Raw genomic sequence first — 24,247 nt, 5'->3', positions numbered from 1 at the left:
CCCAAAAATGCCAAATCGGGAATATTTTCCGGTGCCTCGTTCCCTTTCCCTCCCCACCCCCACCACCATTCCACCTATGAGGAAACTATTATTCATCTGCGCCGCGGCCGGCTCCGCCGCGCTGCTGAACGGCTGCGCTACTACGGGCAGCCTTAGTAAAGGCGATAAGCAATTCGCCCGCGGACAGTACGAATTGGCAATTCCTTTGTACCAGGCGGACATTGCCAAGGGGAAAAACGCCGCCATCTCCAACTTTCGGCTGGGCGAAGCTTATCGCCTCTCGAACCGGGTGGAAATGGCGGAGCCTTTCTACAAAGCCGCCCTGGATGGTGGGGTGAAGAATGCCGATGCCGGCTTCCGCTACGCGGAGGCCCTGAAGGCCAACGGTAAATACGACGAAGCGGCGGCCCAGTTTGCCACCTACGCCAGCGGCGGCGGCAACCGCAACTTGGCGGCCCGCGCCGAAGTGGAAAGCAAGAACGCCGCCGCCAGCAAGGAAATAGCGGCTACCAAGAATAAGTACGAAGTGATGCCGGTGGACGTCCTGAACTCGGCGGCTTCGGACTTTGGCGGCACGATGATGGCCGGCACCGGCGAGCTGGTGTTTGCCTCGGGCCGCGACGGCAAGAAATTCCTCGGCAACGGCGAGAATTTCAACGACCTCTACGCCATTAAGTTTGACAACGCGGCCACCATGACCGGCGGCACTGCCCGCAAGCTGGAAGGCCCGTTTAACTCCGAAACCAAGCACGAAGCCAGCGCCACCTACACGCCCGACGGCAAGACGGTGGTATTTGCCCGCTCGAACGACGGCAGCAAGAAAGGCTACCTGAGTGTCGACCTCTGGATTTCCTACAACAAAGCCGGGGCCTGGAGCGAGCCCGTGCTGGCCAATATCAACGACCGCTCGGCCGACGACTTCGCGCCGGCTTTCGGGCCCGATGGCACCACGCTGTACTTCGCTTCGAGCCGCAAGGGCGGGCAGGGCGGCAACGACCTATATAAGGCAATGCTGGGGCCGAACGGCCGCTTCTCGCCCGCCGAAAACCTGGGCGAGGGCATCAACTCGGCCGGTAACGACAACTTCCCCGGCGTGGCTCCCGATGGCACGCTCTACTTCGCGTCGGACGGACGGCCCGGCGTGGGCAAGCTCGACATCTTCATGGTGAAAAGCGGCAAGCCGATGAACCTGGGGGCCGATGTGAACAGCACGGCCGACGACTTTGCGCCCGTGCCAATGGCCAACGACATGGGCCTGTTCAGCTCGAACCGGGCCGGCGGCAAAGGCTCCGACGACGAGTACATGTTCAAAAAGAAGGCCCTCAAGCTGGTCACCTTCTACGCCGACGGCACCGTGCTGGAGCGCGACGACAAAGCCAAAACCACCCTGCCCGTAGCCGGGGCCCTGGTCACCATCACCAGTGCTAATGGCCAACGCCAGACCGCGACCAGCGGCCCGGACGGCAAATTCAGCGTGAAGCTGGACTCGGTGACGAACTATAACCTGGTGGCTGACCGCGCCGGCGACTTCGCCGCCCGTGGTAACGTGAGCACCGTGGGCCGCAAGCCCAGCCAGGACCAGCTCCCCAACCTGACCAACGATATTCGGGTGCCCGTAACCCTGACGCTCAATAAAATCATCCTCGCCAAGGCCATCGAAGTCAAAGACATTCTCTACGACTACAACAAGTACGACATCCGCCCGGATGCCGCTATTCACCTCGATACGTTGGTGCAGACGCTGACGGACAACCCCAAAATCTCCATCGAGCTGAGCTCGCACACCGACCAGCGCGGCAAGGACGCCTACAACCTCAATCTTTCGCAGCAGCGCGCCCAGGCCGCCGTCGACTACATTGTGAGCAAAGGCGTGGATAAGGCCCGCATCACGGCCAAAGGCTACGGCGAAACCCGCCCCATCGTGCTAAAGCCAACCACGGAAGAAGAATACCAGCAGAACCGCCGCACCGAGTTTAAGGTGACGCGAGTAGCGAAGTAAACGGCCTTCGCTGTTCCAGCAAAAAGCCCCCGCAACTTCGGTTGCGAGGGCTTTTTCGTGTTTATCAGTTTTGCGGAACGGGCGCGAACAGGGCTTTTGGCGCGTTGGTTCCAAACGTGGCATACCTTTTGAAAATGCCGGATTACCGACCCGATTCCCGGGTTGACTACTTCTTCCTTTTCGTCATGAAAAAGGCCTTACTCTTCGCCCTGGCCGGTTTGTTCTCGGCAGCGGCTCCCGCGCTGGCTCATGGGCCCGCGCCGGCTAATGTCAACTTTGCATCGGAGCGGGGCGTGCCGTTCGGCCTCGTGCTCGACGGGCGTTTGCTCACCCGGGGCGTGGCCCGGCAGGTGCATGTGGACCAGCTGGTGCCCGGCGCGCACTGGGCCGATTTTAGCGTGCCCACGGCTTACGGCGGCAGCGTGCGCTTCCGCAGCCGCGTGTGGCTGGAGCCCGGCCTCGAAACCACTTTCGTGCTCATTGCCCGCCCCGGCCGGCCCCTTAGCCTACGGCAAGTAAACGCGGTGGCCCTCTACGGGCCGGGCCGGGGCTACGGCAACGGCGGTGGCCCCCGCTACAACAGTCCGGCTCCCTACGGCCAGGGTGGGTATGGCCAGGGCAATTATTCGCCCAGTGGACCCGGCCCAGACTACCCACAAAACGGCGGTGGCTATGATAATGACGATGATGGCGATGACGATGGAAACAACGGCTATGGCAACGGCGGCTACGGCACCAACGGCGGCAACGGCAACGCCCCCGGCGGCGCGGGCTACTACCCCGGCTCCTCCACGAGCAGCTACCGCACCATTCCGGCGCCGGAAGTGAATAGCCTGGTGCAGGCCATCCAGCAGCAGCGCTTCGAGTCCGGCAAGCTGAGCACCGCCAAAGCCGCGCTCAACCAAGCCGCCCTGCCAACCGACGACCTGAAACGCCTGCTGCTGAGCCTCGACTTCGAAGCCTCGCGGGTGGAGCTGGCCAAATTTGCCTACCTGCACGTAACCGACCCGCAGAACTTCAACCGCGTGTTCCAGACGCTCAACTTCGAATCCAGCAAGCGTGATGTTGAGCAGGCAGTAGATGCCATGGACCGGAAGCAACGCTAGTTGACTGATTGAAAATTGACAACAGAAAGGCCGCTGTCGTGACGACAGCGGCCTTTCTGGCTTTGGCACGAACCTGATGCTTAGCGCAGGCGGTCGGCGCTGCGCACCAGCTGCTCGTCGCGGCGGATGAAGCGGTTGGCCAGCAGGTTGAGCAGCAGGGCCAGCGTGGGCAGGTAGAACGCCGTGAGGAACTGGCCTTCCAGCTTGAGGTTGAGCAGCTGCTCGCCCTTGTTGGAGAAGTAAAACGCGGCCCCGAGCGTAGCCGTGATGAGCAGCAGGTTGATGGAGCCCAGCAGCAGCTGCTGGGTGCGGTTGCGGAACTGGAAAATCTCGAACACCGCCACGGCGGCCGAGGCGGCGGCCAGCAAACCAATAATCCAGACCGGGCCCGGGGCGGGTACCGTCAGGCCTTTGGCATCGAAACCGAAGGCGGTGAGGGTAAGCTCCTGGCTGGTGAGGCCGTCGACTTTGTGCCACAGCGGCAGGGCCAGCAGGCTCAGCATGGCCAAGGCCAGCAACAGCAAAAACACGCTTTGGATTCTTTGTATCATCTTTGTGGTATTATTAAAATAGGCCCGGGCTTGTGCCGGGGCCACAAATTTAGTCCCATCCGGCGCTTGCGCCGCTATTGTTACTCCGAATGCCAATTGCTTATATCGTGGACGCGGTGCGTACCCCGATTGGAAAATTTGGCGGCGCGCTCAGCAGCGTCCGCCCCGATGATTTGGCCGCTCACGTCCTCCGTGAGCTCATGCGCCGCAATCCTTCCGTTGATAAAAGTGCCATTGAGGACGTGATTATGGGGGCCGCCAACCAGGCCGGCGAAGACAACCGCAACGTGGCCCGCATGGCCGCGCTGCTGGCCGGCCTGCCCACCACCGTGCCCGGCAATACCGTGAACCGCCTCTGCGCCTCGGGCCTGCAAAGCATCATGGATGCGGCCCGCGCCATCAAGGCCGGCGAGGGCGACGTGTACCTGGCCGGCGGGGCCGAGAGCATGACCCGCGCCCCCTTCGTGATGGCCAAGTCGGAGTCGGCCTTCGGGCGCGAGCTCACGGCCCACGACACCACCCTGGGCTGGCGCTTCGTGAACCCCCGCCTGAGCAAGCTGCACCACCCCTTCTCGATGGGCCAGACCGCCGAGAATGTGGCCCGGCAGTACGGCATCACCCGCGAGGAGCAGGACTTCTTCGCCTTCGAAAGCCAGCGCAAATATGCCCGGGCGCTGGAGAAAGGCCGTTTCCGCAAGGAAATCGTGCCGGTGTTCATCCCGAGCCCCAAGGGCGACACGGCCCTGTTCGATGCCGATGAGCAGCCCCGCTTCTCGTCGCTCGAAAAGCTGGCCACCCTCAAGCCCGCCTTCCAGCCCGAGGGCGGCACCGTGACGGCCGGCAACTCGGCGGGCATCAACGACGGGGCCTCGGCCGTGCTGCTGGTGAACGAGGAGGCCCTGGCCCGCTACCACCTCAAGCCCCTGGGCCGGGTGGTGGCCTCGGCCGTGGCGGGCGTCGACCCGTCGGTGATGGGCCTGGGCCCGATTCCGGCCACCAGGAAAGTGCTGGAGCGCGCCGGCCTCACCCTGGCCGATATCGACCTGATTGAGCTCAACGAAGCCTTCGCGGCTCAGAGCATCGCCTGCATCCGCGAGCTGGGCCTGGACCCGGCCAAGGTGAACGTGAATGGCGGGGCCATTGCCATGGGCCACCCGCTGGGCAGCTCGGGCGCGCGCATCACGGCCACGCTGCTGCACGAGATGCACCGCCGCGGCGAGGGCATGCGCTACGGCCTGGTGACGATGTGCGTGGGCGTGGGCCAGGGCGCAGCCGTGATTTACGAGAAGCTGTAAGAACGACAACTCCCCTCCTTAAAAAAGGAGGGGAGTTGTCGTTCGGCTACCCTTTCGCACTGGCCTTAGCGGCCGCCGCCGGCGCTTGCAGCAGGCCGACAGGGAAGTAAGCAGCGACGCGGGGTTCGTCGCGCAGAAACTGGGCGGCCACCAGCTTGGTGGCATCGGTGAGACGGGCGGTGAGGTCGGAGCGGTGGGTTTCGGCGGCGGCGCGGGCTTTGGCACTCTGCTCGTCGCCGGCCCCGGTGTCGGTGCGGGCGGCTTTGAAGGCGGCGTAAAAGCCCGCGTAGCGGGTCGCGTCGAAGTCGGTGCCCAGGGTTTTGGCGTAGGTAGTGGCGGCGGTGCTGGCGCGGTCAAGCAGCTTGTCGGCGGTGAGCAGGGTGGCGTTGGTGTACTCCTTGCGGCCGTTGGGGAAGAAGGCCGGGCGAATGGCGGGCGTCTTCTTGCTTTTGTATTTGATGAGGTCCTCGTCGGCTTCGAGCTGGTGCTGCAAGTCGGCCAGGCCCCCCCACATGAGCTGGGCGCTGCCGCGCCGCTGGCTGATGCCGGCATCGGTGGCCGTAATGTCGCCAAACAGGGCCTGGTAGTAGGTGGTGAGGTCGGCGGTGAGGGCCGTGAACACGCCCCCGGGGTTGTCGAGGGTGAGGCGCTGGATGGCGGCGAGGGCGAATTTTTGCAGGCGCGGCAGGGTCACGTCCTTCGTAGCAAAAAAGTCGGGGGCGAAGAAAGGGGTAGGGTTCAACATAAACGGGGCACGCCAGCGAAAAGGAGGATTGGTGAGGGTAGTGGGGGCTGACGATGGACAAGAATACCAGTATTCCGCGACATTTCCCGCGCCCTGCCCCTCGCCGCCGTCAGCCGGCCTTTCGCCGCTGCGGTGTCGGTGCCTGACGCCGTCAGGGCACCCTTCGTCTCTTTGGTATCAGTGCCCGACGGCGTCAGGGTACCCTTCGCCGGTTTGGAGTAGGTGCCTGAGGCCGTCAGGGGGCCTTTCGGGTCTGTGGTAGCCGTGCCTGACGTTGTCAGGGTACGCTTCGCCGGTTTGGGATAGGTGCCTGACGCAGTTGGGCAGGCTTGCGCCGCTCTGGCGGGGCTACCTGACGATGTTGGGCCGGTTTGCGTTGTTTCGGGGCCAGGGCCCGACCGCATCAGGGAAGCCGCCAGGGGGCCGGAAAGGGTTTTTTACGGCGAAATAGTAGTTCTTTTAGGACGGATGTTGTGGGTAGAAATATATATTATACCATTATAAAAATACATGACTCTGCTATCCTTACTTTGTAGCACTGCGCGGGCAGCAGTCTTTTGCAGATTTTGGGGCATTTGTTCTTTTGTTTGAATTTCACTTTACTTATTGTTTATGAAACACTTTTCCTTTTTTAATTCCTGGCAAACGGCGCTAGGGCGCGGCTGCCGCTGGGCCGCCCTGCTGCTGGCCGCGCCGCTGGCCACCTTGGCCGCCAACCCCACGCTGCGCATTCAGGCCCTGGGCAGCCTCAGCGGCAACCCGGACGTTACGGCCTTCGTCGACCAGGTCGAAATCGTGCGGGTGTCCGATGGCATGGTGATGGCCGGTGCCGTAGCCAACCCCGGCTTTGAAACCAACGGCCTGGCCGCGGGCCAGTTCTCCTACACCACCGGGGGGGCGGCCTGGACGTTCAATAACCGGTCGGGCATTTCCCGGTCGGGCGGCGGCTTCGGTCCCACCGCGCCTCAGGGCGATGCCGTGGCCTTCCTGCAAAGCGGGTCGGGCATCGACGGCCTGGCAGAACAAATCCTGACCCTGGCCGACGGCGTGTACCAGGTACGGTTCCTGACAGCGCAGCGCACCAATTGCTGCGGCGGCACCTATGACCAGCGCCTAAGCGTGCTGATAAACGGGACGTCGGTGGGAATGGTGCAGCCCCCGTCTGCCACCTCCTTTGTCACCTTCACCTCCAACACCTTTGTGGTGGGCTCGCCCAACAACGCGCTGGCCTTTGATGGGGTAAACGACATCGTGCGCAGCACCAGCAACCTGCCGGCCACGAGCGAGTTTACGCTGGAAGGCTGGGTAAATCCGGCGGCGTTCAGCGGCAGTTTGGACGGGTTTGTGCTCACGGATGGTTTCCCCACCGGAGCGATGCACTGTCAGTTCTATGGCAACAACCTGGGTTTTTCCATCGCCGGCAACAATCCAACGGATGTCATCTCCGCATCGGCGTTGCCTACTGGACGGTGGTCACACGTAGCCGTCGTCTACTCGGCCACGGCCAAAACCCTTAGAATTTATGTGAACGGGGTGTTAAACACATCGGCGAGTTACACCACGGCTATTCCAATCGCTGCCCTGCCATACAGCCTGGGCGGCTGGTTTGATGGAGCCGGCAGCCAGCGCTTTTTTAATGGCCGGTACGACGACGTGCGCATGTACTCCACCGCCCTCACGCAGGCCCAGGTGCAAGCCGACATGTTCAGCAGCACGCCTACCGGGGCAGGCCTGATAACGGCCGCCAACTGTGACCAAGGCATAGCCGGTGGCAACAACACGAGCATCACCACACTCAATGGCATTGGTACACTGACCAACTTTGCCCGCACCGGCACCACGAGCAACTTCGTGCGCAGCTTCCCCACCATCACCAGCCTCACGCCCACCAGCGGCCCGCGCGGCAGCAGCGTGCTCATTGCCGGCACCAACCTGATGGATGCCACCGAGTTTAAATTCAACGGCACGGCCGTGGCGCCCTTCACCGCGCCCACCGACGACTTTGCGGCCACGGTGACGGTGCCCGCCACCGCCACCACCGGCCCGGTGAGCACGGCTTCGGCCACGCTCACCACCTTCACCGGCCCCGCCTTCGCCGTCGTCACCGACCTGGTGGTGAGCACCGGCACGCAGCTCAGCCCGACACCAATTCCGGCCGGCACCTACTTTTCCATCACCGTGACGGGCACCGGTAATGCCGTGCTGGCCGGCAACGTGAGCGTCACTTCTTCGTTCACGGTGCAGCCCGGCGGCGGGCTCAGCGACGGCTGCAGCATTATCAGTGGCGCGGGCAGCTTCACGCTGGGCGCGGGCAGCATCCTGGGCATCTGCAACGCGGCGGGCATTACCAGCAGCGGGGCCACGGGCTCGGTGCAGGTAACGGGCACCCGCTCGTTCTCGACTGCCGCCAATTACGGCTACAACACGGCGGCGCTGGTAACCGGCAACGGCTTGCCCGCCACCGTATCCAGCTTGGCCATCAACACGGCCGGCAACGTGACGCTCTCCAACCCGGTGGCCGTGACGGCCGCCGTGGGCGTGGGCGGCGCCGGCAACCTGCTGCTCAACGGCAACGGCCTGACGCTGCTCTCCTCGGCGGCCGGCACGGCCCTGGCCCGCAACAGCAGCACGGGCGTCGTGGTGGGCACCGCCACGGTGCAGCGCTTCATCAGCTCGGCCAACACCGGCCTGGGCTACCGCCACTACAGCGCCCCGGTGAGCGGCTCGACAGTGAGTGACCTGACCACGGCCGGCTTCACGCCCGAAATCAGCCAGGGTGATGCCTACAACGCCTCGGCCACGCCGGGCACCGTCTCGCCCTTCCCCACCGTGTTTGCTTACGACCAGAGCCGCGTGACACTGGCCAACACCTACACCCCGTTTGACCGCGGCTTCGTGGTGCCTAGCGCCAGCAACCCCCAGATTGACCTGACCCTGACCGTGGGCCGCGGCTATGCCGTGAATATCGCCGGCACCCGGCTCGTGGACTTTGTGGGCACGCTCAACACCGGCCCCGTTACGCGCACACTGGCCCGCAACGCGGCCGGCAGCGTCAACGAATCAGAAGCCGGCTGGCAGCTGGTAGGCAACCCCTACCCCGCCCCGTTAGACTACTCCCTGGTGGCCCCCGCCGACCGCGCGGGCCTCGACGGGGCCATGTACGTGTTCGAAAGCGCCAGCCAGTTCAACGGCACCTACCGCAGCTACGTCAACGGCCTGCCCGCCGCCAACCGCTTCGTGGGCACCGCTCAGGGCTTCTTCGTGCGGGTGAGCAGCGGCCAGAACGCCGGCACGCTTACTTTCCGCAACGGCCAGCGCGTGACCGACGCCACCCTCCAGGTGCCCTTCCGCCGCGACGCCGCGGACGCCCGCCCCCTGGTGCAGCTCGACCTGCGCGGCGCCACCGGCGCGGCCGATGCGTTCTACGCCTACGCCGAAACCGGGGCCACCCCCGCCTTCGACGCCGCCTTCGACGCCCGCAAGCTGCCTAACACTACCGGCCTGAATCTGGCCAGCTTGGCCAGCACCGGCGAGGCGCTCTCAATTGACGGCCGCCCGGCCTTTACCGCCGCCACCGTGCTGCCCCTGACGGTGGGCGTGCCCGCCGCCGGCACCTACACCCTTACGGCCGCCGCGCTGACCAACCTGCCCGCCGGCCTCGACGCCTTCCTCACGGATGCCGCTACCGGCCAGACCATCAACCTGAGCCAGCAGCCTACCTACGCCTTCAGCGTGAGCCCGACCCAGGCCGCCCTGCTGACCAGCCGCTTCACCCTGGCCTTCGCCGCCCGCTCGGTACTGGCCACCGCCCAGGCCCTGACGGCAGCCAACGTGACGCTGTATCCCAACCCGGCCCACGAGCAGTTTACGGTGCTGGTGCCGGCCGTGGCCGGGGCCACCGCCGTACAGGCCGAATTGCTGAACGCTCTCGGGCAAGTGGTGCGCCGGCAGTCGGCCCCGCTGGCTGCCACCGGTGCCCGCTTTGCCGTGCAAACGGCCGGCCTGGCCGCGGGCGTATACACCCTGCGCCTGCACGCCGGCGGTGCCACCCTGGCCAAGCGCGTCATTGTTCAATAACTAATTGCAACGGCCGGTTTCAAGCCGGAGCCGGCCGTTATGCTTATTCCGCAATCCATGAAAAAGATTCTTAAATCCGTACTGCTCTTGACGACTGTGTGGGCGTTTGCCGGACTATCGGCCACGGCCCAGCCGGGCTCGGGCGGCCCCGGCCCGGGCACCCCGGCCGGCCCCACCGACGTGCCCATCGACGGCGGTGTCTCGCTGCTGCTGGCCGGCGGCGTCGGCTACGCCCTGCGCCGACTGCGCCAGCGCCGCCAGCAATAATCCGGTAATCCAGCTGGTTGCTTTGCTGAAAACGCCCCCGTAGCACTTGGCTACGGGGGCGTTTTGCGTGCTGGCTGGCCCGGGGTTCCGCTTCCGACAAGCGGCGGCCGTACTTTTGTGCCTCATGCGTTATTTTCTTCACCTCGCCTACGACGGCACCCAATACCATGGCTGGCAGGTGCAGCCCAACACCCTCACCGTGCAGGCCGAAGTGGACCGCTGCCTGAGCCAGGTGCTGCGCCAGCCCATTCACTGCCTGGGCAGCGGCCGTACTGACACCGGCGTGCACGCCAGCCATCAGGTAGCCCATTTCGAGGCCGAGCTGCCCGAAGGCCTCACCCTGGAGGTGCTGCTCTACCGCCTGCGCCGCGCCCTGCCTACCGACATCGCCGCCCTGCGCCTGCACCCCGTGGCTGCCAATGCCCACGCCCGGTTCTCGGCCGAGGAGCGCAACTACGAGTACTTCGTGGTGACGCGGCCCGACCCCTTTCGCCGCGACCACGCCCTGTACATCGACCGCCCGCTCGATGTGGCGGCCATGAACGAGGCGGCCGGCTATATGGTGGGCCAGTTCGACTTCACCTCGTTTTCGAAGATAAAGGGCAACGAGAACCACTACGTGTGCTACTGCACCGCCGCCGGCTGGCACGCCGCGCCGGGCGGCTGGGTGTTCCGCATCCGGGCCAACCGCTTCGTGCGGGGCATGGTGCGGCTGGTGGTGGGCACCCTGCTCGACGTGGGCCGGGGCAAGATGACGCCGCGCCAGTTTCAGCAGCTGCTCTGGGCCCAGCGGCGCGTGGACGCGGGCAGCGCGGCCCCGGCGCAGGGCCTGTTTCTCAGCCGGGTAGAATACGCGGACGGCGTGGTGCCGGAGGGGCAGGAATAGCGGATTTTGACAAAAAGAACGAACTGCTACGGCTGCACCCGGCACGACGGTCAATGAAACGGACTATCATCGCCGCCCATACTTTTTAGCGCCGGCGCGGTTTACTCCCGACCTTTGCCCTACTTATGGACCCCACCACTTCCGCCACCAAAACCGGCCAGGTCTTCGACTGGGCCGTGCTGCGCCGCCTGCTCGGCTACGTGCGCCCCTACCGGCGCGTGTTCATCGGCCTGATTGTGCTCACCGTGGCCACCGCCGTGCTGGGCACGCTGCGGCCGTTTCTCATTCAGCGCATGGTCGATGTCAGCATCGAGCAGGGCGACATGACGAGCCTGAACACCATGTTTCTGCTGCTGCTGGTGCTGCTGGTGGGCCACGCCGGCGTGAGCTACCTGCAGACCTATTACGGCGGCTGGCTGGGCCAGTACATCGTGCGCGATATCCGCACCGACCTCTACCAGCACCTGCTCAACCTCAAGCTCAGCTTCTTCGACCGCACGCCCATCGGCGTGCTCGTCACGCGCAATATCTCGGACGTGGAAACGCTGTCCGACGTGTTCAGCGAGGGCTTGGCGGCCATGGTGGGCGATATTTTGCAGCTGCTCTTCATCATGGGCTTCATGTTTTATATCGACTGGCGGCTGACCCTGATTAGCCTGTCGGTGATTCCGCCGCTGCTGTTTTCGACTTATGTGTTCAAGGAGAAAATCAAGTCCTCGTTTCAGGATGTGCGCAACGCCGTGGCCCGGCTCAACTCCTTCGTGCAGGAGCACCTCACGGGCATGAACGTAGTCCAGATTTTCAACAACGAAGAGCGGGAGTACCGCAAGTTCGCGGCCATCAACAAGGAGCACACCGAGGCCAACATCCGCTCGGTGCTCTACTACAGCATCTACTTCCCGGTGGCCGAGGTGCTGGGCGCTGTCGGCGTGGGCCTGCTGGTCTGGTACGCCGCCCAGGGCCAGATTGAGGGCTCGATTTCGAAGGGCGCGCTCATCGCCTTCATCATGTACAACGCCCTGTTCTTTCGGCCCATCCGCCAGATTGCCGACCGGTTCAACACCCTGCAATTGGGCCTGGTGAGCACCGAGCGCCTGCTCAAGCTTCTCGACAACCAGGACTTAGTGGCCACCACCGGCACCTTTGCCCCGGCCGAGCTTAAGGGCGACGTGGAATTCAAGCACGTCAGGTTCGCCTACAACGAGCCCGACTGGGTGCTCAAGGACATCAGCTTTCATGTGAAGCCCGGCCAGACCATTGCCTTCGTGGGCGCTACCGGGGCGGGCAAAACCAGCATCATCAACCTGCTGAGCCGTTTCTACGACATTCAGGAAGGCAGCATCTGCATCGATGGCCGCGACCTGCGCGAGTACGACCTGAGCCTGCTGCGCCGGCAAATCGGCGTGGTGCTCCAGGACGTATTCCTGTTCGCCGGCAGCATTCGCGACAACATCACGCTGGGCAACAAAACCATCACCGACGCCCAAATCTGGGAAGCCGCCGACCTCGTGGGGGCGCGCCGCTTCATCGAGCGTCTGCCCGGCTCCCTCGCCTACCCGGTGATGGAGCGCGGGGCCACGCTCTCGGTGGGCCAGCGCCAGCTCATCAGCTTCGTGCGGGCCATGGTGTACCAGCCCCACATCATCGTGCTCGACGAAGCCACGTCGTCGGTCGATTCCGAAACCGAGGAGCTCATCCAGGCCGCCATCGAAAAGCTGATGCAGGGCCGCACCTCGCTCGTCATCGCCCACCGCCTGAGCACCATCCAGAAAGCCGATAAAATCATTGTCCTCGACAAAGGCGAAATCAAGGAAACCGGCACCCACGAAGAACTCCTGCGCATCGAGGGCGGCTACTACGCCCAGCTCTACCGCATGCAGTACGTGGTCAGTAGTGAATGAGCGAATGGGTGAATGAGTGAATGGGTAGGTCTTATTTCCCCATTTCATCCATTTCATTCACTCATTCGCTCATTCACCCATTCACTCATTGACAAAATGCGTTACCTCTTCCTCGCCATCATTCTGCTCACCCTCATCGCCGCCGGCACCTACGTGTATCTGGGCGGCAACCGCGAGCCTATCGTCACCCTCGAAACCACGGCTGCGCCGCTGTACCTGGCCGGGCAGCCTTTCCACGGGGCCGTGCGCGACGAGGGGTTCGGCAACTTATTTCGGCAGGCCAAGGAGGCCCAGGCCCGTCTGCGCGGCGACCTGGCCAACCTCTACCTCAACGACCCCGAAACGGCCCACGACACCATCCGCGCCTTCATCGGCCTGGCCCTAGCCGACACCACGCAGCCCCTGCCCGCTGGCTTCCGCTACCGCGTGGTGCCGGCCGGGCAGCGCGTCATCGCTGCCCGCCTCACCGGCGTGAGCTACCTACTATCCCCCAACAAGCTCTACCCCGCCGCCCTGGAAGCCGTGAAAGCCCGCAAACTCACCCAGCGCGGCGATTTCTACCTGGAGCGCTTCGGGGCCGATGAAGCCTCGGAGGTGTGGGTGGGCGTGAAATGAATAGTGATGCGGAAGTAAGCGTGCGGTTGGCGCAAGCCCCGGTCCGACCGCTCCAGGCGGTCCGACCGGTTGTCGTTGTTAAGCAGAACGTACCGGAACGTGCTCCCGACGACCGGCCGGACCGCCTAGAGCGGTCGGACCGGAGCATCCGCTTACGGATGAACGACTACTTAAAAAACCCGACCAATCATAAATCAACAACGCCCCCGACCAGCTGGCCGGGGGCGTTGTTTTGCCACTGAATTAAAACTAGCGCCCGAAGTAGTAGGTGCCGCCAAACACCAGCTGGTTGAGCCCAAAATTGGCCCCGAAGTCGCTAATATTGCTTTCGTAATCCTTAAAAAGCTGAGTATTGCCTCCCGAGGGATGTTCGTATTTGAGGCGGCCGTAGCCCAGCGAGCCCATCGAAGCGCTCAGCCCCAGCTTGGGAATGGGAAAGAATACGATGCCCGGCGTCAGGCCGGCATAAAAGCCCGAGGCCTTTGTATCGTAGATACCCGAGTTGGGGCCGTTGTTATTATTGTAATTCTGGGACCGCTGATTCTGGTAGCCCAGCCCCAGCGTGCCGATGAGACCAAACTGCTCGGTCAGCATTTTGTAGTAGCGCACAAAGGGGCCCACCCGCAGGGTGGTTGTGGGGTCAAGCTCGGCGACGACTACTACGGGGGATGACTTAGTGGTCGTATAAAACTGGTGGTAAGACGTATAGCCCAGGTTCAGCCCCACCTCCAAATTGTCGGCCACGAAATAGCCTACCGTTGGCGTGAAGGAGAACTGGCTGGTGATGCCTTCATTTGAATACGCAGTATTGTTTGAGGTGCCACTGACCTTGTTACTGCTCCGGCTGTAGCCAATGCCGCCGCCCAGCGAAATAGTGCCCGCCGCAATGCTCTGAGCCTGTATTGATTGGGTACTTGCTACCACTAAAGCCAGTAGAATGAGTTTCTTCATCTGATAAAGGTTGGAAGGAAAATGAAAAAGGTGAGTGCCAAAGGTAGCCCCCCTAACGCGGCGGCATCGCCCAGCGTATAGGCTGCAAGGCACAAAAAAAGTCCTTCCCACTGCTGGAAAGGACTTTTTTGGATTCTGAAAGTCGGGGTGGCAGGATTCGAACCTACGGCCTCGTCGTCCCGAACGACGCGCGCTACCGGGCTGCGCTACACCCCGAAAGCAAGCCGATGGGGCGGCCTGTTTTCATTTTCCAATAGTTGCGGCCGAAAAAAGCCTCCGAACCCGAAAGTTCGAAGGCTTTATAAAGAGCGGCTGCTCTTCCGTCGGAGTGGCAGGATTCGAACCTACGACCTCCAGCACCCCATGCTGGCGCGATACCAGGCTACGCTACACCCCGTTGGTATTGGAGCGACAAAGGTAAGCCAATTTCTGGCTTTGGTGCAAGCCAGGGGCAAATAAAGTTTTGCGCGCTGGCTTTTCCAATGCGTTGGGAGGAGCCAGCGCCGCCGGCCGCCGCAACAACCGGCCCCAGATTTGCTTAGCTTTACGCTAGCAATTTTACCTCCATCCCGTTCGTATTACCGTTATGAAAAAGCTATTACTACTTGCCCTGGCCGGCGGCTTATTATCGGCACCCGCTCACGCCCAGACTCCTGCTGCTGCCACACCCGTTGCGCCCGTGGCGGCTCCGGCCAAAGAAGAAGCCATTTTGCCCAATGGGGTGGTGGCTGGTGCGGCCCCCGTGGTCGTAGCAGCTCCCGCAACGGCAACTACCGTTCTTATTGCTCCGGCCCCCGAAACCCCGGCGGCCAACCCCAATGCCATTAAGGTGCGGGCCGAGTCGAACAACGCCACCGGCCGCCTCACCGTGAAAACCGACAACCCCGGCCCCACCCGCGTAGAGCTCACCGACGTGGGCGGCCGCCCCGTGCTCACCTACACCATGATGAACGGCCAGACGCCCGCCGTGCTCAACGTGAGCCGACTACCCGCCGGGGCCTACATCGTGCGCTGCACGGCCTATGAGAAAACCGGCATGCGCCGGGTGATGATAGGACAATAAATTCCGACTGCTATTGATGGGGATAATCTGTTGCTGACAGCGCGATACAAACGCGTAGCTCGCAACTGGTTATGACTAATAGTATATATTTATTTTATTCATTATATATTACATCCAAAATCACTGCTTTGCGCACGTTCGCTACCTGATAAGTGCCATTTCGTATGTTTCCATAAGATTACCAAATTACTATGCAAGCCGCGCTTAATAATTAGCTAATCTGGCTTTGCAGTGGAATTTCGGGGAAATGCTTCGGATAAACAAAAAAGCTGGATTGTGAAAAACAGAATTTTACTGTTAATACTGCTCGGCTTTGTGCTTTTCACGAGTAGGAACAGTTTGCGGGCTCAGGGAGTAACTACCTCCGCCATGAAAGGCCTCGTGCTGGAAGCCAAAGGCGAACCACTACCGGGGGCATCGGTGATTGCGACGCACCCCTGCCTTCGGGCACGCAATACGGCGCGGCAACCCGTGAGAACGGACAATACGACCTGCTGAACATGCGCATCGGGGGCCTTACGAAGTAAAGGTTTCTTTTGTGGGCGCGCAGACCTACACGGCCACGGGCATTCAGCTGGTGCTGGGCAAAACCTACGAGAGCCGCGTGACGCTCACCGACAACGCGCAGGCGCTGGACGAAGTGGTGGTGCGGGGCAACCGCGACGGCCAGATTAACAAGGACCGCACGGGGGCCGCCACCAACATCAGCTCGACGGCGATTCGGACGCTGCCCACGGTGAGTCGCTCGCAGAAGGACTTCACGCGCCTCACGCCCCAGAGCAGCGGGCTGAGCTTTGGCGGCCGCAACACGCTGTATAACAACTTCTCGCTCGACGGCTCCATCTTCAACAACTCGTTTGGCCTGGACTCGCCCACGCCCGGCGGCCAGACAAACTCGCAGCCGGTGTCGCCCGATGCCATCGAGCAGATTCAGGTGAGCCTGGCGCCTTACGATGTGCGCCAGGGCGGTTTCACGGGGGCCGGCATCAATGCCGTGACCAAGAGCGGCACCAACGAAATCAAGGGCACGGCCTACACGTACTTCCGCAACGAGAACCTGATTGGCAAGAAGGTGGAGGGCGCGACCATTGAGAACCCCAGCCTGCAGTTCAACCAGACGGGTTTTGCCCTGGGCGGGCCGCTGGTGAAAAACAAGCTGTTCTTCTTCACCAATGCCGAGTTGACGCGCCAGACCGACCCCGGCCAGACCTTCCGGCCCGCTACCAGCGCTGCCGAGGCCACGGCGGCCGTGAACGGCCAGCTCAACGGGGTGAGCCGGGTGCTGCAGTCGGACCTGGACCTGATTAGCAGCCGCTTGAAGTCGGTGTACGGCTACGACCCCGGCGCGTACCAGGGCTTCAACTACCGCACGTACTCGGATAAGTTTCTGGCGAAGCTCGACTGGAACATCAATCCGCAGAACACCTTCTCCATCCGCTACAGCTACCTCAAAAGCTTCCGCGAGCTGGGGCCTAACGCCAATGCCATCGAACGCCCGGGTCGCCAGCGGGGCCGCATCCCCCATCAAGCAGGTGGAGGTGACCGTGTCGCAGCTGGGCCTGTACGTGCAGGATGAGTACCAACTCAACCCGGCCGTTAAACTAACGGTAGGCCTGCGGGCCGACATGCCCATCTACGGCACCGACATTGCGCCCAACGCCCAGCTGGCAGCTGCTACTTTTCAGGATGGCGACGGCAAAGCCGTGAAAGTCGACGTGTCGCAGCTGCCCAAAGCCACGCCCCTGTTTTCGCCCCGCGTGGGCTTCAACTACACCTCGCAAGGTGACGGACCCAAAACCCAGGTGCGCGGCGGTAGCGGCATCTTCACCGGACGCATTCCGCTGGTGTGGATTGGCAACCAGGCCTCCAACGCGCAATTCGATAACTTTTTCACGTTCCAAATCAACGGCACGGCCCGCGACTTTACGTTTCCGCAGGTGTGGCGCACCAATCTGGCCGTGGACCGCGAACTACCCGGCGGCATCGTGGCCACGGTGGAGGCCATCTACTCAAAGGACATCAACGCGGCCATTCACCGCAACTACAACTTTATCACCCCCACCCAGCGGCTGACGGGAGCTGATAGCCGGCTTATCTTCCCAGGTCCGAATTCGCCCTTCGATACCGGCAACCCGCAACTGAATACCACCTTTGTTGGCCCCAACGGCACCGCGCCCGCCAACCTGAACGCCGGCGTTATCGTGCTCGAAAATACCAAGCAGGGCTACCAATACTCGCTCACAGGGCAGTTACGCAAGGAATTTGCCAACGGCTTCTATGCCACCGCGGCCTACACCTTCGCCCAGGCCAAGGACATCACCTCCAACCCCGGCGAAATCGCCGCCGATGCCTTCCAGCGCCTGCCCATCGTGACCTCGAACCAGCCGCAGCTCGCCTTCAGCGACTTCGGCCTGCAGCACCGCATCATTGCCGCCGCCGGTCGCCGCTTCGCCTACGCCGACCAGAAGCTGGCCACCACGGTGAGCTTCTTCTTTGAGGCCGCCCAAGGCAACCGCTTCAGCTACACCTACGCCGGCGACCTGAACCGCGACAACATCAGCGGCAACGACCTGATTTTTGTGCCCGCCAACCGCAGCCAGATTAACCTGGTGCCCTACACCAACGCCGCCGGCCAGACCGTATCGGCTGACGAGCAGTACCGCCAGCTTGATTCCTACATCAGCCAGGATAAGTACCTGAACGACCGCCGCGGCGACTACGCCGAGCGCAACGGCTCGCTCAGTCCCTGGTACACCCAGCTCGACGCGAAAATCCTGCAGGATTTCACGCTGACCACCAACAGCGGCAAGAAAAATACCCTGCAGCTGAGCCTCGACATCCTCAACCTGGGCAACCTGCTGAACGCCAGCTGGGGCAACCGCCAGCTGGTGGGCAACAACCGCCTCATCGAGGCCGGCTACTCCAGCGCCACGTCCAGCACGCCCGCCTACACCTTCCGGGGCGGCAACCAGACGTTCTTCACCGACACCAGCCTGAACAGCCGCTGGCGGGTCCAGGTGGGCGTGCGCTACATTTTCGACTAGCCCAACCCGCTCAACGCAACCCAAAGCGCCCCGGCAGTATCTGCCGGGGCGCTTTGGGTTGTGACCGGCAACGGAGAATGGCCACGGCCCCGCGCCGCGCACTACCCCAGCGGCTCCAGCAGGTCCCACTTGTTGCCGTACAGGTCTTCGAATACCGCAACGTGGCCGTAGACTTCCCTGCGGGGCGTTTCGAGAAAGCGCAGGCCGCGGGCTCGCAGCACGGGGTAGTCGCGCCAGAAGTCGTCGGTGTGCAGGAACAGCCAGACGCGGCCGGCCCCCTGCTGGCCCACGCCGTGCTTTTCCTCGTCGGTTTGGGCTTCGGCCAGCAGCAGGCCGCAGCCGGCGGGGCCGGGCGGCGCTACCACCACCCAGCGCTTGCCCTCGCCCAAGTCCAGGTCGGAGGCCAGGCTGAAGCCTAGCACCTTGATGTAGAAGGCAATGGCTTCGTCGTAGTCGCGAACGAGCAGGGTGACGTGGGCCAGGCGTTGGTTCATGAGCAAGTAGTTTGGACTCTGCGCGTCTAGGCATGAATGGGCAAGGGTCGTTCTACTCGCGGACTCTCAAAGTCCGCGCTACATCTACGCTTCTTCGGTTTGCAGCTGCCGGTCGTAAAGGGCGCGGTAGAGGCCGTCGGTGTCGGCCATCAGGGCCTCGTGGGTGCCATGCTGCACGATTTCGCCATCTTCAAGCACCAGGATTTCATCGGCCAGCTTCACCGAGCTCACCCGGTGCGAGATAATAAGGCTGGTGCGCTGGGCCATGATGCGCTGCAGGCTGCCGAGAATGGCATTCTCCGTTTTGGTATCCACGGCCGAAAGCGAGTCGTCCAGAATCAGGATTTTGGGCTCCTTCACCAGGGCGCGGGCCATGCTCACGCGCTGCTTCTGGCCGCCCGAGAGCGTGATGCCGCGCTCGCCCACTTTCGTATCGAAGCCCTCGGGGAAGGCGAGGATGTTCTCGTACACGTCGGCATCCTTGGCGGCTTGCAGCATCCGGGCCTCATCGGGCTCGTCGAGGCCGAAGTTGATATTGTTGCGGATGGTGTCGGAGAACAGGAACACATCCTGCGGCACGTAGCCAATCTGCCCGCGCAGGGCCCGCAGGGAGTAATCGCGCACATCAGTTTCGTCAACCTTGATAGCGCCGGCCGTCACGTCGTACAGGCGGCAAAGCAGGGCCGCCACGGTGCTTTTGCCCGAGCCCGTGTTGCCGATAACGGCCAGCGTCTGGCCGTGGCGCACGCGGAAGCTCACGTTTTTCAGGGCCTGAATCCCGGTATCGGGATAGGTGAAGGACACGTTATCGAACACGATGTCGCCCACCAGCTCGCGCTGCACGTGCTGGCGCGAAACGATGTCGGTTTTTTGGTCCAGAAATTCGTTGATGCGGGCCTGCGAAGCTTCCGCTCGCTGCACCAGCGAGGACGTCCAGCCCAGGGCCGTGACCGGCCAGGTGAGCAGGTTCACGTAAATCAGGAATTCGGCAATGGTGCCCGTGGTGATGGTGCCCCGGATAACCTCCTGCCCGCCCACCCACACGGTGATGAGCGAGCTGAGCCCCACCAGGAACAGAATCAGGGGAAAGAACAGCGAATTCACAAAGTTCAGGCTCAGCGACTTGTCCTTGTACTCGTTGCTGGCCGCCGCGAACTGCGCGTGGGAATCAGCCTCGCGCACGAAGGATTTCAATACCCGAATTCCGGAAAAAGCTTCCTGCACAAAGGTCGTCATGCCCGACAGCGCCCGTTGGATTTCGTCGGACTTCCGCTCAATCAAGTTGTTGACATAGAAGATGCTGACCGACAGCACCGGCAGCGGCAGCAGCGTGTAGAGCGTCAGCTTCACGTTCACCATGAGCATGAGCGGCACGATGAGCAGGAACAGCAGCACGAGCTGCAGGAAATACATGATGGCCGGCCCGAGGTACATCCGCACCCGGCTCACGTCCTCGCTGATGCGCGACATGAGGTCGCCGGTGCTGTGGCGGCGGTAGAAGCTGAGCGGTAGTGACTGGTAGTGCTGGTAAATCTGGTTCTTCTGGTCGTTCTCGATGTGGCGCGACATCACGATGAGCGTCTGGCGCATGAAGAACAGGAAGATGCCCCGCAGCAAGGCCAGCCCAATGATGAGCAGGCCGTAGAACAGCACGTTGCGCCCGAATAATTGGTACACGCCGCTCTGGGCCTGGGTACCGGCGTAGAGGTGGTAGAGGTCGATGCCCTCATTCACCAAATCGAAGGCGTAGCGCACCAGCTGGGCCGGAAAAATAGCCAGCAACGTGCTCAGCGCCACAAACAGCACCCCGGCGAGGAAATGCCACTTATAGCGGAAAATGAAGGGGTTAACGGCGTTGAGAGCGCGCACGGGCAAGGATTGAAAGAGGCCGGTTTGGGAAAATAGCGGTACTTTTGCGGCCTGAAAGGTTTAGTCAATGGTCCACCAGAACGTCATGCTGAGCTTGTCGAAGCATCTCTACCGCGCAAGTAATTGATTTACTACTGCGGTAGAGATGCTTCGACAAGCTCAGCATGACGTTCTGGTGTTTCCGTATACGACCCAACAAAGTTACGCCGCACTCTTCCCAACCATTCCCAAATTCCCACCACGCTCAATCCCCTCCCAATGATTGAAACCCAAATCATGGCTCCCGAAGCCATTTTCGGCCAGATTGCCGAGCACCAGCACGAGCAAGTCGTGTTTTGCCATGACCACGAGACGGGCCTCAGAGCCATTATCGGCATCCACAATACGGTACTTGGCCCGGCGCTAGGCGGCACCCGCATGTGGCACTACGCTTCGGACATGGAAGCGCTGAACGATGTGCTGCGCCTCTCGCGCGGCATGACCTACAAGGCCGCCATCTCGGGCCTGAACCTGGGCGGTGGCAAGGCCGTCATCATTGGTGATGCCAAAACGCTGAAGACCGAAGCCCTGCTGCGCAAGTTCGGCCGCTTCGTGAAGAACCTGAACGGCAAGTACATCACGGCCGAGGATGTGAACATGACCACCAAGGACATGGAGTATATCCGCATGGAAACCACCCACGTAGCCGGCCTGCCCGAGAGCATGGGCGGCTCGGGCGACCCTTCGCCCGTGACGGCCTATGGCACCTACATGGGCATGAAAGCCGCCGCTAAAAAGGCATATGGCTCGGAGAGTCTGGCCGGCAAGCGCATTGGCGTGCAGGGTGTGGGCCACGTGGGTACCTATCTGCTGGAGCACCTCCAGAAAGAGGGAGCCAAGCTCATCGTGACCGATTATTACGAGGACCGCGCCTTGGAAGCCGCCGCCCGCTTCGGCGCCACCGCCGTGGGCCTGGATGAGATTTACGACCAGGACATGGACATTTACTCGCCCTGCGCGCTGGGTGCCACGCTGAACGACGACACCATTCCGCGCCTGAAGGCCCGCGTGGTGGCCGGCTGCGCCAACAACCAGCTGAAAGTCGAAAATCAGCACGGCCCCGAGCTGGTGCGCCGCGGCATCGTGTACGCCCCCGACTTCCTCATCAACGCCGGCGGCCTCATCAACGTGTACTCCGAAGTAACGGGCGGCAGCCGCCAGGGCGCGCTCACCCAAACCGAAAAAATCTACGATTTCACCCTCCAGGTTTTGGCCAAGGCCGAAGAAGAAGGCACGCACCCCCAGGCCGCCGCCATCAAGCAGGCCAAGGAGCGCATCGCCAGCGTGGGCCGGGTGAAGTCAACCTTTTAAAAGGAACGTCATGCTGAGCTTGCCGAAGCATCTCTACCGCTTCGTTGTGCTAAGTACGTCGGGCAAATTACTTTGCACTAAAAAAGAACGTCATGCTGAGCGTAGTCGAAGCATCTCTACCGCTTCATCAGGGCCGTTCAGCGAAGCAGTAAAGATGCTTCGACAGGCTCAGCATGACGTGCTAATAAGTCAAACTAATCCCCACGACCTACTTAGCAACTGATTAGTTGTGCGGTAGAGATGCTTCGGCAAGCTCAGCATGACGTTCTTTTTCCGACTACTGAATACCCAATACTGATTACCAGATAAATATGCTCAATCGCCGCCTCCTCCGTATCAAAGTCATGCAGTCGCTCTACTCCTACCACCAGGCGGTGGGGGCTGATTTGCTGCTGGCGCAGGACCGCATCGCGGCTGCTTTCGAGCCCGACCTCGCGGCCAAAGAGGCTCCCGACCGCCGCCAGCTGGAAGGCCAGCGCAAGATGGGCGAAGCCCAGCTGCGCGACTGGTACAAAACCGGCACCACGCCCGAAAAAACCGACGATAAAGCGGTGGACAATGCCGTGACCGATGCCATCGGCTATTTTGAGGCCCAGGTGAAAAAGGACGGCAACTTTTATGGCGGGCAGCTGCTGGTGGGGGCCGAAAGCATTCACGACCAGTATCTGCACCTGCTGAACCTGCCCGCCGCCCTGCTCGGCGTGATTGAGGAAGAGCAGAGCCGCGAAGAGCGCCGCCGCCTCGGGCCCAGCGAAAATGCGCTGGATGCCACCCGCCTGCACCAGAGTAAAGCCATTGCCAAGCTAATGGCCAACGAGCAGCTCCAAAGCACGACCATCCGGCGCAAGCTGGCCTGGGAAGGCACCGAGGAGCTGGAGGCGCTGCGCGCGGCCTGGCAGGAGATGAAAGCCGATGGGCCGTTGCGCGAGTACCTGGCCGCTCAGCTCACCGACGAACCGGCGATGGATTACGACGCCGACCTGGAAATTCTGCGCCTCATCTACAAAGACTACGTTTTCAAGGGCGAAGCTTTGCCGCGCCAGCTGGAGTCCGATGATTTGAACTGGGAGGAAAACCGGCCCATCGTACGCAACCTGGTGCTGAAGACGCTGAAAATGCTGCCCTTCGCCGCCACCGAAACGCAGGAGCTGATGAACCTGAGCGCCAACTGGGCCGACGACCGTGAGTTTGCCGAAACCCTCTACAAGCAGACGCTCATCGAGGACGACAAGATGGAGAAGCTCATCGCCGGCTCGGTGCAGAACTGGGACGTGGACCGCGTGGCCCTGCTCGATAAAATTATCCTGAAAATGGCCCTTACCGAAATGCAGCTTTTCCGCGGCATCCCGGTGAAAGTCACTATCAACGAGTACATTGAAATCAGCAAGCTCTACAGCACGCCCAAGAGCAAGCAGTTTGTAAACGGTATTCTGGACAAGTTGGCCACGGATTTGGCAGCCAGCGGCGACATTCGTAAATCGGGTCGCGGCTTGCTCGACAACCAGTAGCCGCCGACTCGTGCGGGTACATTGGACCGGCTTGCCCACCTTTGTACCCGTTGGCTGGTTTCTTCGTATTCACGCCAGAACCTGTTCTCACCTTTCTCCTTTTTCATCCCGACGACCATGGCCAGCAAAACCACCACCGGCATCCTATGCTTCGCGGGCGGCGCCCTCACGGGCGCAGCCCTTGGCTTGCTCTATGCCCCCGAAACCGGCACCGAAACCCGCTCCTGGCTCAGCTACCAGCTCGAAAAGTATCGCTCGGTGCTAGCCGACCTCACCGATAGCCTCGTGACCAGCCGTGAGGCAGCCGCCGGCCCCTCCTCCGCCAAAAGCGAAGGCCAGCGCGTGATTTCCGACGCCAAATCCAAAGCCGAGCAGCTGCTGGGCGATGTCGACCAGCTTATTAATCAAATCAACTCCCGCAAGGGGCATTAATTCAATGGGTGAATGAGTGAGTAGGTGAATGGGTGAATGATTCAATCTGAGTCAGCCAACCCCCATTCACCCATTCGCTCATTCACCCATTCAC

Annotated in this window: 19 protein-coding genes and 2 tRNA genes; 14 read left to right on the top strand and 7 right to left on the bottom strand. The window is 62.1% G+C overall.

Annotated features, from left to right (window positions below; translation table 11 throughout):
- The first annotated feature begins 76 nt into the window (after positions 1 to 76).
- Positions 77 to 1,999, top strand: a complete 1,923-nt coding sequence (locus ABD819_RS01465) for a CHU_0125 family OmpA-like outer membrane integrity protein (RefSeq protein WP_345120186.1) — start codon at positions 77 to 79, stop codon at positions 1,997 to 1,999.
- Between the two features lie 185 nt (positions 2,000 to 2,184).
- A complete protein-coding gene (locus ABD819_RS01460) occupies positions 2,185 to 3,105 on the top strand; it encodes a proline and serine-rich protein 1 family protein (protein ID WP_345120184.1) in 921 nt (306 codons plus the stop codon).
- Between the two features lie 80 nt (positions 3,106 to 3,185).
- Here the strand turns inward: ABD819_RS01460 and ABD819_RS01455 are convergent, their stop codons facing one another.
- Positions 3,186 to 3,656 carry a DUF4293 family protein gene (locus ABD819_RS01455; RefSeq protein WP_345120182.1) on the bottom strand — a complete coding sequence of 157 codons (471 nt, stop codon included), beginning with the start codon at positions 3,654 to 3,656 and terminating at the stop codon, positions 3,186 to 3,188.
- A gap of 89 nt (positions 3,657 to 3,745) precedes the next feature.
- On the opposite strand from ABD819_RS01455, the gene ABD819_RS01450 reads away from it, so the two are divergent.
- On the top strand, positions 3,746 to 4,951 hold the full coding sequence (locus ABD819_RS01450; protein WP_345120180.1) for a thiolase family protein: 1,206 nt from the start codon (positions 3,746 to 3,748) through the stop codon (positions 4,949 to 4,951).
- Positions 4,952 to 4,997: 46 nt separating this feature from the next.
- Here ABD819_RS01450 and ABD819_RS01445 read toward each other — a convergent pair whose 3' ends face one another.
- Positions 4,998 to 5,696, bottom strand: coding sequence for a hypothetical protein (locus tag ABD819_RS01445; protein ID WP_345120178.1), 699 nt, complete (start codon positions 5,694 to 5,696; stop codon positions 4,998 to 5,000).
- 612 nt (positions 5,697 to 6,308) lie between these two features.
- Between ABD819_RS01445 and ABD819_RS01440 the strand changes: the two genes are divergently transcribed.
- From ABD819_RS01440 to ABD819_RS01420, 5 genes are all read left to right on the top strand, one after another.
- Positions 6,309 to 9,773 (top strand): LamG-like jellyroll fold domain-containing protein, encoded by a 3,465-nt coding sequence (locus ABD819_RS01440; RefSeq protein ID WP_345120176.1) that lies wholly within the window; start codon positions 6,309 to 6,311, stop codon positions 9,771 to 9,773.
- Between the two features lie 57 nt (positions 9,774 to 9,830).
- Positions 9,831 to 10,040: a PID-CTERM protein-sorting domain-containing protein gene (locus ABD819_RS01435; protein WP_345120174.1), complete on the top strand. Its 210-nt coding sequence runs from the start codon at positions 9,831 to 9,833 to the stop codon at positions 10,038 to 10,040.
- A gap of 124 nt (positions 10,041 to 10,164) precedes the next feature.
- On the top strand, positions 10,165 to 10,926 hold the full coding sequence (truA, locus tag ABD819_RS01430) for a tRNA pseudouridine(38-40) synthase TruA (RefSeq protein ID WP_345120172.1): 762 nt from the start codon (positions 10,165 to 10,167) through the stop codon (positions 10,924 to 10,926).
- A 125-nt stretch (positions 10,927 to 11,051) separates the two neighbouring features.
- Positions 11,052 to 12,827: an ABC transporter ATP-binding protein gene (locus ABD819_RS01425; protein WP_345120170.1), complete on the top strand. Its 1,776-nt coding sequence runs from the start codon at positions 11,052 to 11,054 to the stop codon at positions 12,825 to 12,827.
- 96 nt (positions 12,828 to 12,923) lie between these two features.
- Complete coding sequence (locus tag ABD819_RS01420; RefSeq protein ID WP_345120168.1) at positions 12,924 to 13,442, top strand: hypothetical protein; 519 nt, start codon at positions 12,924 to 12,926, stop codon at positions 13,440 to 13,442.
- Positions 13,443 to 13,691: 249 nt separating this feature from the next.
- Here the strand turns inward: ABD819_RS01420 and ABD819_RS01415 are convergent, their stop codons facing one another.
- From ABD819_RS01415 to ABD819_RS01405, 3 genes are all read right to left on the bottom strand, one after another.
- Positions 13,692 to 14,393 (bottom strand): hypothetical protein, encoded by a 702-nt coding sequence (locus ABD819_RS01415; protein WP_345120166.1) that lies wholly within the window; start codon positions 14,391 to 14,393, stop codon positions 13,692 to 13,694.
- A gap of 142 nt (positions 14,394 to 14,535) precedes the next feature.
- A tRNA-Pro gene (locus tag ABD819_RS01410) sits at positions 14,536 to 14,609 on the bottom strand.
- A 107-nt stretch (positions 14,610 to 14,716) separates the two neighbouring features.
- Positions 14,717 to 14,790: transfer RNA gene (locus ABD819_RS01405), tRNA-Pro, on the bottom strand.
- Positions 14,791 to 14,979: 189 nt separating this feature from the next.
- On the opposite strand from ABD819_RS01405, the gene ABD819_RS01400 reads away from it, so the two are divergent.
- The 3 genes from ABD819_RS01400 (at position 14,980) to ABD819_RS01390 (ending at position 18,500) form a co-directional block, all read left to right on the top strand.
- Positions 14,980 to 15,456: a T9SS type A sorting domain-containing protein gene (locus ABD819_RS01400; protein WP_345120164.1), complete on the top strand. Its 477-nt coding sequence runs from the start codon at positions 14,980 to 14,982 to the stop codon at positions 15,454 to 15,456.
- Between the two features lie 538 nt (positions 15,457 to 15,994).
- Entirely contained in the window at positions 15,995 to 17,032 is a 1,038-nt protein-coding gene (locus ABD819_RS01395; protein WP_345120162.1) for an outer membrane beta-barrel protein, read from the top strand.
- Positions 16,938 to 18,500, top strand: coding sequence for an outer membrane beta-barrel protein (locus ABD819_RS01390; protein WP_345120160.1), 1,563 nt, complete (start codon positions 16,938 to 16,940; stop codon positions 18,498 to 18,500). The genes ABD819_RS01395 and ABD819_RS01390 overlap by 95 nt, the downstream gene beginning before the upstream one ends.
- 101 nt (positions 18,501 to 18,601) lie before the next feature.
- Here ABD819_RS01390 and ABD819_RS01385 read toward each other — a convergent pair whose 3' ends face one another.
- Both ABD819_RS01385 and ABD819_RS01380 read right to left on the bottom strand, forming a co-directional pair.
- A complete protein-coding gene (locus ABD819_RS01385; RefSeq protein WP_345120158.1) occupies positions 18,602 to 18,994 on the bottom strand; it encodes a VOC family protein in 393 nt (130 codons plus the stop codon).
- 84 nt (positions 18,995 to 19,078) lie between these two features.
- On the bottom strand, positions 19,079 to 20,863 hold the full coding sequence (locus ABD819_RS01380; RefSeq protein WP_345120156.1) for an ABC transporter ATP-binding protein: 1,785 nt from the start codon (positions 20,861 to 20,863) through the stop codon (positions 19,079 to 19,081).
- A 258-nt stretch (positions 20,864 to 21,121) separates the two neighbouring features.
- Between ABD819_RS01380 and ABD819_RS01375 the strand changes: the two genes are divergently transcribed.
- The 3 genes from ABD819_RS01375 to ABD819_RS01365 all read left to right on the top strand — a co-directional run bounded on the left by ABD819_RS01375 (position 21,122) and on the right by ABD819_RS01365 (position 24,153).
- Complete coding sequence (locus ABD819_RS01375; RefSeq protein WP_345120154.1) at positions 21,122 to 22,213, top strand: Glu/Leu/Phe/Val dehydrogenase dimerization domain-containing protein; 1,092 nt, start codon at positions 21,122 to 21,124, stop codon at positions 22,211 to 22,213.
- A 311-nt stretch (positions 22,214 to 22,524) separates the two neighbouring features.
- Entirely contained in the window at positions 22,525 to 23,721 is a 1,197-nt protein-coding gene (gene nusB, locus ABD819_RS01370; protein ID WP_345120152.1) for a transcription antitermination factor NusB, read from the top strand.
- Positions 23,722 to 23,838: 117 nt separating this feature from the next.
- Positions 23,839 to 24,153, top strand: a complete 315-nt coding sequence (locus tag ABD819_RS01365; protein ID WP_345120150.1) for a YtxH domain-containing protein — start codon at positions 23,839 to 23,841, stop codon at positions 24,151 to 24,153.
- The last annotated feature ends 94 nt before the right edge of the window (positions 24,154 to 24,247 follow it).

It is taken from the genome of Hymenobacter antarcticus, assembly GCF_039539545.1.
In the GTDB taxonomy this organism is placed as follows: domain Bacteria; phylum Bacteroidota; class Bacteroidia; order Cytophagales; family Hymenobacteraceae; genus Hymenobacter; species Hymenobacter antarcticus.
This window is presented reverse-complemented; position numbering and strand designations above follow the sequence as displayed.

What these genes read in the sequence shown, in the direction of transcription:
- ABD819_RS01425 (WP_345120170.1), top strand. Translation starts at nt 11,052, where the DNA reads ATGGACCCCACCACTTCCGCCACCAAAACCGGCCAGGTCTTCGACTGG.
- ABD819_RS01435 (WP_345120174.1), top strand. Translation starts at nt 9,831, where the DNA reads ATGAAAAAGATTCTTAAATCCGTACTGCTCTTGACGACTGTGTGGGCG.
- ABD819_RS01465 (WP_345120186.1), top strand. Translation starts at nt 77, where the DNA reads ATGAGGAAACTATTATTCATCTGCGCCGCGGCCGGCTCCGCCGCGCTG.
- ABD819_RS01455 (WP_345120182.1), bottom strand. Translation starts at nt 3,656, where the DNA reads ATGATACAAAGAATCCAAAGCGTGTTTTTGCTGTTGCTGGCCTTGGCC.
- ABD819_RS01420 (WP_345120168.1), top strand. Translation starts at nt 12,924, where the DNA reads ATGCGTTACCTCTTCCTCGCCATCATTCTGCTCACCCTCATCGCCGCC.
- ABD819_RS01415 (WP_345120166.1), bottom strand. Translation starts at nt 14,393, where the DNA reads ATGAAGAAACTCATTCTACTGGCTTTAGTGGTAGCAAGTACCCAATCA.
- ABD819_RS01450 (WP_345120180.1), top strand. Translation starts at nt 3,746, where the DNA reads ATGCCAATTGCTTATATCGTGGACGCGGTGCGTACCCCGATTGGAAAA.
- ABD819_RS01365 (WP_345120150.1), top strand. Translation starts at nt 23,839, where the DNA reads ATGGCCAGCAAAACCACCACCGGCATCCTATGCTTCGCGGGCGGCGCC.
- truA (WP_345120172.1), top strand. Translation starts at nt 10,165, where the DNA reads ATGCGTTATTTTCTTCACCTCGCCTACGACGGCACCCAATACCATGGC.
- ABD819_RS01440 (WP_345120176.1), top strand. Translation starts at nt 6,309, where the DNA reads ATGAAACACTTTTCCTTTTTTAATTCCTGGCAAACGGCGCTAGGGCGC.
- ABD819_RS01445 (WP_345120178.1), bottom strand. Translation starts at nt 5,696, where the DNA reads ATGTTGAACCCTACCCCTTTCTTCGCCCCCGACTTTTTTGCTACGAAG.
- ABD819_RS01375 (WP_345120154.1), top strand. Translation starts at nt 21,122, where the DNA reads ATGATTGAAACCCAAATCATGGCTCCCGAAGCCATTTTCGGCCAGATT.
- ABD819_RS01390 (WP_345120160.1), top strand. Translation starts at nt 16,938, where the DNA reads ATGCCATCGAACGCCCGGGTCGCCAGCGGGGCCGCATCCCCCATCAAG.
- ABD819_RS01460 (WP_345120184.1), top strand. Translation starts at nt 2,185, where the DNA reads ATGAAAAAGGCCTTACTCTTCGCCCTGGCCGGTTTGTTCTCGGCAGCG.
- ABD819_RS01400 (WP_345120164.1), top strand. Translation starts at nt 14,980, where the DNA reads ATGAAAAAGCTATTACTACTTGCCCTGGCCGGCGGCTTATTATCGGCA.
- nusB (WP_345120152.1), top strand. Translation starts at nt 22,525, where the DNA reads ATGCTCAATCGCCGCCTCCTCCGTATCAAAGTCATGCAGTCGCTCTAC.
- ABD819_RS01385 (WP_345120158.1), bottom strand. Translation starts at nt 18,994, where the DNA reads ATGAACCAACGCCTGGCCCACGTCACCCTGCTCGTTCGCGACTACGAC.